The sequence below is a fragment of the Microbacterium sp. CH-015 genome, assembly GCF_049707015.1.
In the GTDB taxonomy this organism is placed as follows: Bacteria; Actinomycetota; Actinomycetes; order Actinomycetales; family Microbacteriaceae; genus Microbacterium; species Microbacterium aurum.
In genome coordinates this window covers 1-13,351 of the sequence record NZ_JBNAFJ010000004.1, presented here as the reverse complement: position 1 = coordinate 13,351, position 13,351 = coordinate 1, and the positions used below count along the sequence as shown (strand labels likewise).

Genomic DNA, 13,351 nt, shown 5'->3' with positions numbered 1-13,351 from the left:
GGCGGGCGCGCGTCGACCGTGGAAACCGCGGTTGCGGAATAAAACCGGTGAGAGATCCGCGTGTGCGGGATAGTTTGGCTGCATGAACGCATACCGCATCTCCGACGCCGCCCGTCTGCTGGGCGTCAGCGACGACACCGTGCGCCGGTGGGTCGACCAGGGCGTCCTGTCGACGACCGGCAGGACCCCCGTCGAGATCCCCGGCGCCGACCTCGCGGCCAAGGCCGTCGAGCTCGCTCGCGTGCCCGGCGACCCCACCGACGTGCTCTCCAGCGCCCGCAACCGCTTCACGGGCCTCGTCACGCGCGTCCAGGTCGACGGGGTCATGGCGCAGGTCGACATCCAGTCCGGGCCGCACCGCGTCGTCTCCCTCATGTCGGCCGAGGCTGTCCGGGAGCTGAACCTCGAGCCCGGCTCGCTCGCCGTCGCCGTCGTCAAGGCCACCACCGTCATCGTCGAGACCCCGAGGGACTGATCATGCGCCGCACATCGCTCACCGCCCTGGCCGCTGTGGCCGCCGCCGTCCTCGCCCTCACCGGCTGCGCGTCCGCAGACACCGCTCCGGCGGCGACGCCATCGGAGACGGACGCCGCCGCGACGCCGTCGGGCAGCCTGACGATCTCGGCCGCGGCCTCCCTCGCCGCCGCCTTCGACGAGCTCGCGGCCGAGTTCGAGGCCGCCCACCCCGAGGTCGATGTCCTGCCGATCAGCTACGACGGGTCGTCGACGCTCGCGACGCAGATCATCGAGGGCGCCCGCGTCGACGTGTTCGCCTCGGCCGACGAGAAGAACATGCAGAAGGTCGTGGATGCCGGTCTCGCGAGCGACCCCGAGCCGTTCGCCACGAACGTGCTCACGCTCGTCGTCCCGACGGGGAATCCCGGTGGCGTGACGGGTCTCGCCGATCTCGCGAAGCCCGACCTCAACGTCGTCCTGTGCGCCGCCGAGGTGCCCTGCGGCGCGGCGTCGGCGACACTCCTGCAGAACGCCGGCGTGACGGCATCCGTCGACAGCTATGAGCAGAATGTGACGGCGGTGCTGACGAAAGTGGCGAGCGGCGAGGCCGACGCGGGGCTCGTGTACGTGACCGATGCGGCCACGACGACCGACGTCGAGAGGGTCGACACTCCCGCCGCCGACGCGGTCGTGAACACTTACCCCCTGGTCGCGCTGAACGGTGCTGCGAACCCCGAGGCGGCGAGCGCGTTCGTCGCGTTCGTGCTGTCGGACCGGGGCCAGCAGGTGCTGAGCGCGCTCGGATTCGGGGCGCCGTGACCGCCGGCCGGACCGTCGGCGGCATGGCGAGCCGATGAGCGAGCGGCGGGGGTTCGTGCCGCAGGTGCTGGTGGTGCCTGCCGTGCTGGGTCTCGCCCTGCTCGTCGTGCCGCTCACCGCTCTCGTCGGCCGTGTGGACTGGTCGACACTCTGGGCCGACGTGACCTCGCCGGCGGCGCTGTCGGCGCTCGGACTGTCGGTGGTGACCGCCGCGATCGCCACCGTGGTGTGCGCCGTGCTCGGCGTGCCGCTGGCCCTGCTCATCGCCCGGTCCGGCGCGCGCGTCGCGGCACTGCTGCGTGCCGTCGTGACGGTGCCGCTCGTCCTGCCGCCGATGGTCGGCGGCGTCGCGCTGCTGTTCCTGCTCGGCCGCAACGGGTGGCTCGGCCGGCTGCTCGGCGAGGTCGGCATCCAGGTGCCGTTCACAACAGCGGCCGTCGTCATCGCGCAGGCCTTCGTCGCGCTGCCGTTCCTCGTGCTCGCGCTCGAGGGGTCGCTGCGGGCCACCGGCGTCGGCTACGAACAGGCCGCCGCGGCGCTCGGCGCGGGACGGTGGCGGATCCTCTGGCGGGTGACGCTGCCGCTCGCGGCGCCGGGACTGCTGGCCGGCATCGTGCTGTGCTTCGCGCGCGCGGTCGGTGAGTTCGGCGCGACGGCCCTGTTCGCCGGCAACGCCCCCGGCCTCACCCAGACGATGCCCCTCGCGATCTACACCGCCTTCAACGGCGCGGGCGTCTCGCAGGGGACGGCGGTGGCGCTGTCGCTCCTCCTGCTGATCACCGCCGTCGCGGTGCTGCTGCTCGTGCGCGCCTGGCGACCGGGACCATCGAGCGCGGCGGTCGGACGGTGACCGGCGCGGCGCTCGACGCGCACGTCGTCGTGCGGCGGCGCGGGTTCGTCCTGGATGCCGCGGTCACCGTCGCCGGCGGCGAGGTCATCGCCGTCATGGGTCCGAGCGGCGCCGGCAAGTCCACCCTCCTGGCGGTGGTCTCGGGGCTGCTGCGCTCCCGCGAGGGACACGTGCGAGTGGGCGGCCGCGACGTGTCCACGCCCGAACGGCAGGTCGCGCCGCAACGCCGGGGTGTCGTGCTGCTCGGGCAGGAGCCGCACCTGTTCCCGCACCTCACCGCGCGCGACAATGTCGCCTTCGGATTGCGGCGCCGCGGGGTCCGCCGCGGGCAGGCGCGCGCAGAGGCCGAGGAGTGGCTGGCCCGGACCGGCCTCGCCGACCACGCCGGCCACGCGCCTCGGGAGCTGTCCGGCGGTCAGCAGCAGCGCGTCGCGCTGGCGCGCGCGCTCGCGACGCGGCCCGAGGTGCTGCTGCTCGACGAGCCGCTCACGGCCCTCGATGTCGAGACCGGCGCCGGCATCCGCGCCCTGCTCGCGACACAGCTGCCGGCCGCGGGCACGACGACCGTCGTCATGGTGACCCACAGTGCCGTCGACGCCGTAGCGCTCGCGTCGCGGCTCGTCGTGCTGGAGGGCGGGCGGGTGTCGCAGGACGGGCCGATCCGCGATGTGCTGACGACCCCCGCCACGGCGTTCGGCGCGATGATCGCGGGCGTCGGCCGGGTCACCGGCACCGTCGCGGGCGGCGTGTGGCAGGCGGGTGCGCTCGCCGTGCCGGCGGGAGGTGTGGCCGAGGGGAGCGCCGTCGCCTACCTGCCGCCCGGCGCTGTGCGCCTCGCCGACCCGCGGGAAGCGGCATCCGTCGCCGGTGCGTGGCGCGCGCGCGTCGCGCGGCTGGAGCCGACGGTCGCGGGCGTCCGGGTGGTGACGACCGGCCCCGAGGTCGCCGTGGATGTGCCGGTCGCGACGGTTGCCGAGCGGAGCATCGCGGCGGGTGGTGAGATCCGGATGCGGGTGGACCTCGCCGCCGTGCGGATCGTCGCGGAGTGAGACGGCACGCGAACCGCGCCGCCCGGCCCGCGAGCGCTCACGACGCGGCCGAGCCGTCTTCCAGCCGCACGGTCCGGTCGACGAGACCCGCCGGCACCGTCACATGCGAAATGAGCACGACCGCCTGATCGGGTCCGACGGCGCCGAGCAGGTCGGTGAGCAGGGCGTCGGAGGCCGCAGGATCCACGCCCGCGGTCGGCTCGTCGAGAACGAGCACCGGGAAGGCGCGCAGGATGCCGCGGGCCAGCGCGATCCGCTGCGCCTGACCGCCCGAGACGAGCGCCCCGCGCTCGCCGACGCGGGCATCGAGGCCCCCGCGCTCGCGCAGCCAGGCGCCCAGGCCCACCCGCGCCAGGACGGCTTCGAGCTCGGCATCCGTCGCCGTGTCGCGCGCGAACAGGAGGTTCTGCCGGATGTCCTCGTCGAACAGCATCGGCTGCTGCTCGCAGAGGCCGACGGTGCGCCGGACGGCGTCGGCAGACAGCTCACGGACGTCCGTGCCGCCGAGGGAATATGTCCCCGTCGCGGGCTCCAGGAAGCGGACGAGCACGTGGGCGAGTGTCGTCTTTCCCGCGCCGCTGGATCCGACGACGAGCAGGCGCTCGCCGGGGCGCACGTCGAGGTCGATGCCGTGGAGCGCCGGTGCCGCGGCACCGGGCCAGCGCGCGGAGACGCCGCGCAGCCGCAGACCGGCGCCGTCGGCGGAGGTCAGGGGCGCGGCGACGGCGGAGGGCTCGGTCGCCTCCGCCGGAAGCTCGGCGGGGATCTCGTCGGGGACGGATGCCGCGATGCGCTCGGCCGCGGCACGCACCTGGCGCCACGACGACGCGGCCAGCGGCACGGCGGTGAACACCTCGAAGACGGCCATCGGCACGAGCACCGCGACCGCGAACGCGGGTGCGGTGAGGGTCCCGTCGCCGACGGCGGGTGCGGCGGCGAGGACCGCGAGCACCGAGGCGACACCGGCCAGCAGCGAGACGAGTGCGGTGGTGCCGGCCTGCGCTGCGGCGCGTCGGACCACAGCGCGGCGGAGCGCCGCGTCGGCGCTGCGGATCCGCTCGCGCGCCGTCGGCTCGGCGCCGTAGGCCACGAGGACGTCGAGGCTGCCGAGATGGTCGAGCACGGCGTCGGCCAGCCGCGCGCGCAGCGGGGCGATCGACCGTTCGGCGCGCGAGCCCGCGGCCCAGCCCCAGCCGGTCGCGATGACGCCCGCGACGACGAGGCACGCGAGCAGCGTGAGCGCGGCCGGCCACCACACGAACGCGATCAGCACGACGGCACCGAGCGCGACGCTCGCGGACGACACGAGCGGCAGCACAACCCGCAGCGGCAGGTTCTGCAGCTCGTCCACGTCGTCGACGAGGGCGCCGAGCACCGAGCCGCGGCGCGTGCGGGTGAGCCCGTCGGGGGCGAGCGGAATGAGCCGGCGGACGAGGTCGGTGCGCGTCGTGGCGAGTTGCCGCAGGGCCGCGTCGTGGCTCGCGAGGCGCTCGGCGTAGCGGAAGGCCGCGCGGCTGAGGGCGAACGCGCGGACGCCGACGACGGCGGTGCCGAGGAACAGGACCGGCGGCTGCTCGCTCGCGAACACGATGAGCCAGGCGCTGCAGGCGAGGAGGGCGACGGCGGACGCCTCGGACAGGAAGCCGCTCGCGGCTCCCGGCCAGAACCGGCGCCAGGGCGGCATCGCCCGGCGGAGGATCGCGGTGGGCGACCCCGACGTGTCGGCGGATGCGCTCACGCGGTCACCTCCGCGGGCTGCAGCGAGACGATCGTGTCGGCGATCGCGCGGGCGGTGGGGCGGTGCGAGACGAGCAGGACGGTCGCGCCGTCGTCGGCGAGGGTGCGGACGGCGCGCCACAGGCCCTGCTCGGTCGCGGCATCCAGCGCGGCGCTCGGCTCGTCGAGCGCGATGACGGGCGCGTGACCGCTCAGGTGCCGGTAGATCGCGCGGGCGACGGCGACCCGCTGCGCCTGTCCGCCGGAGAGCCCGGCCCCCTGCACGCCGAGTTCGGTCGCCGGGTCGAGCCCCGCCGCCTGGGAGAGGTGCAGGGCGCGGCGCGCGAGCGCTCGGGGGCCCGCGACGTCCGCATCGGCCCCGTCGCCGCCGACCGGTCCGGTCGCGGGGTCGCCGAGGCGCACGTTGTCCTCGATGGTGCCCGCGATGAGACCGGGCTGCTGTCCCGCCCACGCGAGCCACGCGGACGGCGCGAGCGCGCGGACGTCCCGTCCGGCGACGGTCGCGGTGCCCTCGAACCCGGCGGCGCCGCGCAGGGCGGCGAGCACGCTGGTCTTGCCGCTGCCGCTCGGCCCCTCGATGAGGGTGACGGTCCCCGGCTCGGCCGTGAACGACACCGCCGGCAGCAGTCGCTCGTCGCGGCGGACGCGCAGCCCGTGCACGACGACGGTCGGCGTATCCGCGGCATCCGTCACCGATCCCGCCGTGCCCTCCGCGGCATCCGTCACCGATCCCGCCGTGCCCTCCGCGGCATCCGTCTTCGGCACCGCTTCGGCTGCCGCGTCGAGGACCGCGAAGACGTCGTCGGTCGCGGCGACGCCCTCCGCGGCGGCGTGGAACTGCACGCCGACCTGGCGCAGCGGCAGGTAGGCCTCCGGCGCCAGCAGCAGGACGAACAGGCCGACGGCGAGCGTGAGCGACCCGTCGATGAGCCGGAACCCGATCGAGACGGCGACGATCGCGACGGAGATCGAGGCGAGCAGCTCGAGCGCGAAGCCGGAGAGGAAGGAGACCCGCAGCACCCGCATGGTCTCGCGTCGATACGACGCGGTGACCTTCTCGATCGACGACACGGCGCGGTACTGCCGGCTGAACAGCTTCAGCGTCGACAGCCCCCGCACGGTGTCGGCGAAGCGCGCCGCCAGCCGGCCGAGGGTCTGCCACTGCGCGTTCTGCACGGCGCGCGTGGCGAGGCCGATGAGCACCATGAACAGGGGGATGAGCGGGATCGTGAGGATGACCGTGAGGCCCGAGATCCAGTCCTGCCACCACATCACGGCGACGAGAATCGGCGTCGCGATGACCGTCAGCACGAGCTGCGGCAGGTAGCGCGCGAAGTACGCGTCGAGCACCTCGAGACCGCGCCCGGCGATGACCGCGAGCCGTGCCGTGTTGCGCTGGGCGAGCCACTCCGGCCCGAGGGCGGCGATCGCCGTGACCAGCTGCGCCCGCAGCTGCGCCTCTACGCGGGCGGATGCTCGGGCGCAGACGATCTCGCGCGCCCACAGCAGCGCCGCGCGGAGCACGATCACGCCGGCCAGTGCGGTGAGGATGCCGGTGAGCTCGGCGGCCGGGGTGCCGTCGATCACGCCGGTGATCGCGCGCGTGACGAGCCACGCGAACGCCACGATGACGAGGGTCTGCGCGACGCCGATCGCCGCGATCGCGACGAAGAACCCTCGCGACGCCGTCGCATAGCGCAGCAACCTCGGGTCGACCGGGCGCATGCGCGTGCGCGTGGGCGTGGGGTCGGCATCCGGCATCCTTCGATCCTCGCAGATCCCGCGGGTGGTCGCGGGGGCCGCGAGGGCCGTGAATACCCACGGTCTGCCGGGTGGGCGGCGCGGACCCCGGCGGGTAGCCTCGGGGTCATGGTCGCCGTTCCCGTCGTGCTCACCCGGCCCCGCCGGCCGAGCCCGCGCGCGAGTGCGCCGGACGAGACGGGGCGGCCGGGCGATCCGCTCGTCGACAGATTCGGCCGCGTGCACCGCGACCTGCGCATCTCGCTCACCGACCGCTGCTCGCTGCGGTGCACGTACTGCATGCCCGAGCAGGGCAACGAGTGGCTTGCGCGCACCAGCATCCTCACCCTCGACGAGATCGAGCGCGTCGCACGCGTCGCCGCGGCCTCCGGCGTGACGACGTTCCGCCTGACCGGCGGCGAGCCCCTGCTGCGCCCCGACATCGTCGAAGTCGTGCGGCGTCTGGCCGCGATCCGCACGCCCGGCGGTGCGCGGATCGACCTCGCGATGACGACCAACGGCATCCGCCTCGCCGAGCTCCTCGGCCCGCTGCAGGCGGCGGGGCTGCGGCGCCTCAACATCTCGATCGACACGCTCGACCGCGACCGGTTCCGTGCGCTCACGCGCCGTGACCGCCTGCACGATGTGCTCGACGGGATCGCCGCCGCCGCGGCATCCGACCTGCGCCCCCTCAAACTCAACGCCGTCGCGATGCGCGGCGTCAACGACGACCATCTCGTCGAGCTCGTCGAGTTCGCGCTCGCACACGACGCGCAGCTGCGGTTCATCGAGCAGATGCCGCTGGATGCCGGTCACACCTGGGACCGGGCTTCGATGGTCACCCGCAGCGAGATCCTCGACGCGCTCGGCGCCCGCTGGACGCTGACCCCCGTGCCCGGACGCGGCGGCGCGCCCGCCGAGAGGTGGGCGCTCGACGGCGGCCCCGCGACGGTCGGGGTCATCGCGTCGGTGACCGCCCCGTTCTGCGGGCAGTGCGACCGGCTGCGCCTCACGGCCGACGGCCAGCTGCGCAACTGCCTGTTCTCGACGGGGGAGTACGACCTGCTGCCCGTGCTGCGCGGGACGGACGCCGGGGCCGCGGCGGATGCCGGAGCCGAGGTTGACGCCGGGATCGCGGCGGATGCACGGACGGACGCGGCCGTGGATGCCGTGCTTCGGGCATGTGTCGCGGGCAAGCTGCCCGGCCACGCGATCGACGATCCGTCGTTCCTGCAGCCCGCCCGCGGCATGAACGCCATCGGCGGATAGGGCGCCGCGCGGAGCTCGCGCTCCGGCACCGCGCCCGCGCCAGGGTCAGTGCACCTCGGCGACCTCCGCCTCCTCGATGACGGCGCGGGTGATCCGCTTGCGGAAGATCCAGTAGGTCCACGCCTGGTAGGCCAGCACGAGCGGGAGGAAGACGAGCGCCGCCCAGCTCATGATCTCGAGCGTCATCTGCGTCGAGGAGGCGTTCTCGATCGTCAGGCTGTTCGCCGGGTCGTTGGAGGCGGGCATGACGTACGGGTACAGCGCGAGCCACAGCGTCAGCACGGCGAACACGATCGTCACGGCGCCCGCCGCGAACGCGCGGCCGTCGCGGTCGACCCAGTTGAAGACGACCGAGGCCAGGAGGGCGACGGCGGCGATCACGCCGCACGCGATGACGGCCCACAGCAGCGGCGCCTCGCGGCCGGCGGCGATCGCGATGGTCCACACGACGGTGCCGGCGGCGAAGACGACGGTCGGGATCGCAAGCTTCTTGCCGAGCGCCTGCGCGTCGTGGTGCACCTGCCCGTCGGTCTTGAGACCGACGAAGTACACGCCGTGGAGGAAGAACAGCAGCAGCGTCGTGACGCCCACCCACAGCCCGTACGGGTTCAGCAGGGTGAACAGCGTCCCGGTGAAGTTCTTGTCGGCATCGATGGGGACGCCCTGCACGATGTTGCCGACCGCGACGCCCCAGAGAAGAGCGGGAACGGCGGAACCGATCGTGATCATCCAGTCGAAGCGGCGCTTCCAGCGGATGTCGTCGCGCTGGTGGCGGTACTCGAAGGAGACGCCGCGGACGATGAGGGCGAGGAGGATCAGCAGCAGCGGCAGATAGAAACCGCTGAAGAGAGTCGCGTACCACTCCGGGAAGGCCGCGAACAGGCACGCGCCCGCGACGATGACCCAGGTCTCGTTGAGGTCCCACACCGGGCCGATCGTGTTGATCACCTGGCGGCGCGAGACCTCATCCTTGCCGAGGAAGGGAAGCGACATCCCGACGCCGAAGTCGAACCCGTCGAGGACGAAGTATCCGACGAAGAGCACACCGACGATGAAGAACCAGAGAGTTGCGAGATCCATGTCAGCTCCTAGTAGACCGTCGAGGGCGTCTCTTCGACCGCGAGGTCGGAGGGATCGGGGTCATCGGGACCGGGCAGCGGCGCGGGGCCTTCGCGCACCGTCTTGAAGATGAGACCGAACTCCACGATCGCGAGCGCGAGGTAGATGAGGGTGAAGGCGATGAGCGAGATGAGCACCGTCCACCCCGGCACGTTGGGGGAGACGCCGTCTTCGGTGAGCATCAGCCCGAAGACGATCCACGGCTGGCGGCCCATCTCGGTGAAGATCCAGCCGACGAGGATGCCGAGGAGAGCGAGCGGCGCTTGCCAGATCGCGATCTTCCACATCCATCCGGCGACGGGACGCGTGGCGCCCTTGCGGGTGACCCAGAGGCCCACCACCGCGACCGCCGTGGCGAGCAGGCCGAAGCCCATCATCCACCGGAACGACCAGTAAGTGACCCACAGGATCGGCGCGAAGTTGCCGCCGACCTGGTCGGCGAACTGCGGGAACATCTCGTTGGTGTAGAGCGCGTTGAGGTCGTTGATGCCCTCGACGCAGCCGTTGAAGTCGTGAGTCGAGAGGAAGGCCAGCACGTAGGGCACACGCAGCGACCAGATCTCACCCGTGCCGTCCGGGGTGCCGATCGAGAAGATCGAGAAGGAGGCATCCGCCCCGCAAGCGGAGTTGAACATCGCTTCGGCGGCGGCCATCTTCATGGGCTGGGTCTGCACCATGACGAGGCCGAGCTGGTCGCCGGAGAGGAAGACGCAGACGAAGCCGATGATCATGCCCCACAGACCGAACTTCAGCGCCGGTCGCATCGTCTCGTCGTGCTGCTTTCGGGAGAGGTGCCAGGCGGCCGCGGCGATCATGACGCCCGCGGAGAACATGAGCGCGGCGGAGATCGTGTGCGGGAACTGGGTGAGGGCGACAGGGTTCGTCAGCACCTGCCAGAAGTCGGCCATCTCGGCGCGGTGGCCCTCGGTCGACATCTGGTAACCCTTGGGGTTCTGCATGAACGCGTTCGCGGCGAGGATGAAGTAGGCCGACAGCCACGTTCCCACGACAGTGATCCAGATGGTCGCGAGGTGGACGCGGCGCGGCAGCTTGTTCCAGCCGAAGATCCACAGGCCGATGAACGTCGCCTCGAAGAAGAACGCCATGAGGCCCTCGAACGCGAGTGGAGCGCCGAACACGTCGCCGACGAAGCGGCTGTAGCTCGACCAGTTCATGCCGAACTGGAACTCCTGCACGATGCCGGTGACGATCCCCATCGCGAAGTTGATGAGGAAGATCTTGCCGAAGAACCGGGTCAGGTGCAGCCACTTCACGTCGCCCGTGCGGTGCCAGATCGTCTGGAAGATCGCGACGAACAACGACATCCCGAGCGTGAGCGGCACGAAGATGAAGTGATACAGGGTGGTGAGGCCGAACTGCCAGCGTGCGAGCAGGAGCGGGTCCAAGAAGTCCATCGCGGTCCTTCCCCGGAGGTGGGTCTTCCTTGTGACTGAAGGTACACAGGTCCTTCCCAGCGCAGGAGCGGGTGCGCCGTGAATAACCCGGGGCGCCTCTCGACGCCGTCGATCAGGCCTTCTGCGAGGCGTGCAGGAGCTGCACGATGCACTCGCGCGGATCGCACGAGGAGCGCATGCCGTCGACCGAAAGCGGGCCGTCGGCCGAGCTCAGCACGCTCTGCATGATGCTCAGATGCACGCTGCAGAGCGTGGCGCGATGGGATGCCTGCGACGACGCGTGCGCGCACGGCGTGAGCTCGACGGTCAGCTCGTTCTCGTCGATGAGCGGATCGAAACCCGCCCCCTCGAGGTCCTCGACGAGCGCATCGATCTGGTGGAGTGCGGCCGTGTCGAGCTCGGGGATCGACCCCGGGAGGACGCGGCGCATGAGATCGCCCCGCTCGGCGGCGGCCCGTGCTTTGCGCCGTTGAACGGGGCTGCACGCTGTGACGCCGTCGCTTGCCGAGTAGAGCACCCGCGGGCGTCCGCGCGTCGTGCGGTGTTCGGTCTCGGAGACGACGTACCCGTCGTCAATGAGGCGCTGAAGGTGCTCGCGCACCGTGTTGGGGTGGAGCTTCGTAGCCGAGACGAGCTCGGAGACGGTCCGCTGCGGCTGATGCTGCACGAGGTGCAGGATCTCGACGCGTGAGTAGCTGGAAATGGCGCTGTAGCCCGCCGGGCGACCTGTGGTCATACCACTATTATTCACGGCTTCGGCATTTCGCGCTAGTGGTCTGATCACGTTTCGCGGTGATGGCCGAGGAATGCATCGCGCTGTGTGACTCAGCGGAATCTGGGCGGTCGGGCCGTAGAGTCGGCGCATGGATCTGACGCGGCTGCCGATCGCGGACGGCGCTGTGCCCGTGACCGTCTTCGCGCTCGCCGCTCTCCTGTTCCTCGTGCTCGCCGTGCGTCGCTGGACGCGCCGGGCGCTTCTGTGGGCGGGCGCGGCCGCTCTGTGCGGCGCTGTGCTCGGCTACGCGGTGTACAAGGTCGTGAACCTCACCGACGTCTTCGGCGACGCGGCTCCGACGTTCGTGTGGCACTGGACCGCCGCGGCCTTCGCGGCCTCCGGCTTCGCCCTCGGCGGCCTCGTCGGCGCACGAGCATGGCGCAAGGTGGTCTCTGTCTTCGCCGTCGTGGTGTTCCTCCTCGCGGGCATCCTCGGCATCAATATGCGCTTCGGACTCAACCCGACCCTCGGGAGCCTTTTCGGCATCACCTCGACGATCGTTCTGCCCGACTCCGGCAACGACCCCACCGGCGCCCCGTCGGTCCCGCTCTACCAGTCGTGGACCGCTCCGGCCGGGATGCCGGCGATCGGCAGCCGCGGCGCGCAAACCATTCCGGCGACAGTCTCCGGTTTCGATGCGCGCCCAGCGGGGATCTATCTGCCGCCGGCAGCGCTCGTCAAGGACGCGCCCGCGTTGCCCCTCGTCGTGATGATGATGGGCCACCCGGGCAGCCCCGACGGGACGGTCATCAGCGACGTGCTCGACACCTTCGCCGCGAAGCACGGCGGGCTTGCGCCGATCGTCGTCATCGCCGATCAGCTGGGCGCCGAGGTGAACGACACCGCCTGCGCGGACTCGACGACCTACGGCAACGCCCGTACCTACGTCACGGTCGACGTCGTGAACTGGGCGAAGAAGAATCTCCACATCATCGACGATCCCGCCTACTGGACGATCGCCGGCTACTCGAACGGGGGTGGCTGCGCCATCGCCTTCGGCGCGCAGGAGCCGCAGCTGTGGAAGAACATCCTCGATGTGTCCGGTGAGCCTTTCCCCGGTTCGGAGCAGGCCGCGACCATCACGAAGGTGGTCTACGGCGGTGACGCGGCGGCGTTCGAGGCATCCAAGCCCGTCAACATCCTGGCGGCCGCTGCGCCCGGGACCTACAGCGGCATGACCGCGGTGTTCACAGCGGGATCAGCCGATCCGTCGTATGTGGCCGCGGCAGATTCGGTCGCCGCGGCGGCGCGGGCGGCCGGCATGACCGTCACGCGCTACGACGTTCCGGGAGCCGGCCACACGGGAGATGCGCTGAAGGACGGGCTCGCCGAGGGGTTCACCGTGCTCTTCCCCGTGCTCGGGTTGGCGGCTCCTGCAGGCTGAGCCAGGTTTCGACCTCACGGTGTGAGCGGAGGCGCACCACGACGAGGTTCTCGTGGTCGGCCTCGACCTGTGGCACGCGCTCGCGGTACGTGTGACGCGTCGACCACGCCCACCGGACGATGTGCTCGGGGTCGGTGAAGAACGTCGCGAGGGGCCCCTCGACGTTGCCGTTCCACAGTTCCTCGCGTCGCCACCGGCGGCGCACCGTGCGCCGCACGACCTGCGGCAGCGTCACCCGCGCGAAGGGCAGATCGAGCCACACCAGCAGATCGGCGCGGGCCGCCAGCAGAACGTCGTCTTGCCCGCGCCCGACACGCCCGCGACGAGAATCCGCCGCGGGCGTGTGGGAAGGGGGTCTCGCGCGCCGAGCACGATCGGGAGTCTACTTCTCGGTGTTCGGCTTCCAGCCGAGGGCCGGCGCGACGTGCGTTGCGAACTCCTCGACGATGTGGAGGTTGAACGCAACACCCAACTGCGACGGGATCGTGAGCATGAGGGTGTCGGCGCTCATGACCGCGGCATCCTGCTGCAGCTGCTCGACGAGGACGTCGGGGGATGCCGCGTAGGTCTTTCCGAACGTCGAGCGGAAGCCGTCGATGTAGCCGATGCCGTCGCCCTCCTGACTGTGTCCGAAATACAGCTCGTCTTCGGCCGTCGTGATGGGGAACACCGAGCGGCTTACCGACACGCGCGGTGTGCCGGGGTGTCCGGCCTCCTGCCACGCCGCGCGGAAGCGAT

12 protein-coding genes and 1 pseudogene are annotated in these 13,351 nt (G+C 71.7%); 6 read left to right on the top strand and 7 right to left on the bottom strand.

Annotated elements, in window-relative coordinates; genetic code table 11:
• Positions 1 to 82 precede the first annotated feature (82 nt).
• The 4 genes from ACPYN4_RS07875 to ACPYN4_RS07860 are packed head-to-tail and all read left to right on the top strand — an operon-like array spanning position 83 to position 3,174.
• Positions 83 to 475, top strand: a complete 393-nt coding sequence (locus ACPYN4_RS07875) for a TOBE domain-containing protein (RefSeq protein WP_287271999.1) — start codon at positions 83 to 85, stop codon at positions 473 to 475.
• 2 nt (positions 476 to 477) lie between these two features.
• Positions 478 to 1,275 (top strand): molybdate ABC transporter substrate-binding protein, encoded by a 798-nt coding sequence (modA, locus tag ACPYN4_RS07870; protein WP_287272000.1) that lies wholly within the window; start codon positions 478 to 480, stop codon positions 1,273 to 1,275.
• A gap of 34 nt (positions 1,276 to 1,309) precedes the next feature.
• Complete coding sequence (locus tag ACPYN4_RS07865) at positions 1,310 to 2,125, top strand: ABC transporter permease (RefSeq protein ID WP_287272001.1); 816 nt, start codon at positions 1,310 to 1,312, stop codon at positions 2,123 to 2,125.
• Positions 2,122 to 3,174, top strand: coding sequence for a sulfate/molybdate ABC transporter ATP-binding protein (locus ACPYN4_RS07860; protein ID WP_287272002.1), 1,053 nt, complete (start codon positions 2,122 to 2,124; stop codon positions 3,172 to 3,174). Before ACPYN4_RS07865 ends, ACPYN4_RS07860 begins: the two co-directional genes overlap by 4 nt.
• 37 nt (positions 3,175 to 3,211) lie before the next feature.
• On the opposite strand, the gene cydC is transcribed toward ACPYN4_RS07860, so the two are convergent.
• Both cydC and cydD read right to left on the bottom strand, forming a co-directional pair.
• On the bottom strand, positions 3,212 to 4,912 hold the full coding sequence (gene cydC, locus ACPYN4_RS07855) for a thiol reductant ABC exporter subunit CydC (RefSeq protein ID WP_287272003.1): 1,701 nt from the start codon (positions 4,910 to 4,912) through the stop codon (positions 3,212 to 3,214).
• Positions 4,909 to 6,672: a thiol reductant ABC exporter subunit CydD gene (gene cydD, locus ACPYN4_RS07850; protein ID WP_281652916.1), complete on the bottom strand. Its 1,764-nt coding sequence runs from the start codon at positions 6,670 to 6,672 to the stop codon at positions 4,909 to 4,911. The genes cydC and cydD overlap by 4 nt, the downstream gene beginning before the upstream one ends.
• A gap of 108 nt (positions 6,673 to 6,780) precedes the next feature.
• Between cydD and moaA the strand changes: the two genes are divergently transcribed.
• Positions 6,781 to 7,920, top strand: a complete 1,140-nt coding sequence (gene moaA, locus ACPYN4_RS07845) for a GTP 3',8-cyclase MoaA (RefSeq protein ID WP_287272005.1) — start codon at positions 6,781 to 6,783, stop codon at positions 7,918 to 7,920.
• A 45-nt stretch (positions 7,921 to 7,965) separates the two neighbouring features.
• Here moaA and cydB read toward each other — a convergent pair whose 3' ends face one another.
• The 3 genes from cydB to ACPYN4_RS07830 form a co-directional block, all read right to left on the bottom strand.
• Entirely contained in the window at positions 7,966 to 9,000 is a 1,035-nt protein-coding gene (gene cydB / locus ACPYN4_RS07840) for a cytochrome d ubiquinol oxidase subunit II (RefSeq protein WP_424446056.1), read from the bottom strand.
• 8 nt (positions 9,001 to 9,008) lie between these two features.
• Complete coding sequence (locus tag ACPYN4_RS07835) at positions 9,009 to 10,454, bottom strand: cytochrome ubiquinol oxidase subunit I (RefSeq protein ID WP_239279936.1); 1,446 nt, start codon at positions 10,452 to 10,454, stop codon at positions 9,009 to 9,011.
• A gap of 112 nt (positions 10,455 to 10,566) precedes the next feature.
• A complete protein-coding gene (locus ACPYN4_RS07830) occupies positions 10,567 to 11,190 on the bottom strand; it encodes an ArsR family transcriptional regulator (protein WP_239279934.1) in 624 nt (207 codons plus the stop codon).
• Positions 11,191 to 11,317: 127 nt separating this feature from the next.
• On the opposite strand from ACPYN4_RS07830, the gene ACPYN4_RS07825 reads away from it, so the two are divergent.
• The gene (locus ACPYN4_RS07825; RefSeq protein ID WP_239279931.1) at positions 11,318 to 12,613 is read left to right on the top strand and encodes an alpha/beta hydrolase; all 1,296 of its coding nucleotides are present in this window, start codon (positions 11,318 to 11,320) and stop codon (positions 12,611 to 12,613) included.
• Here ACPYN4_RS07825 and ACPYN4_RS07820 read toward each other — a convergent pair.
• Together ACPYN4_RS07820 and ACPYN4_RS07815 are read right to left on the bottom strand one after the other, a co-directional pair.
• Positions 12,567 to 12,875, bottom strand: coding sequence for a hypothetical protein (locus ACPYN4_RS07820; protein ID WP_239279929.1), 309 nt, complete (start codon positions 12,873 to 12,875; stop codon positions 12,567 to 12,569). The genes ACPYN4_RS07825 and ACPYN4_RS07820 overlap by 47 nt on opposite strands.
• 120 nt (positions 12,876 to 12,995) lie before the next feature.
• Positions 12,996 to 13,351, bottom strand: a pseudogene (locus ACPYN4_RS07815) (LLM class flavin-dependent oxidoreductase); the annotation flags it as partial.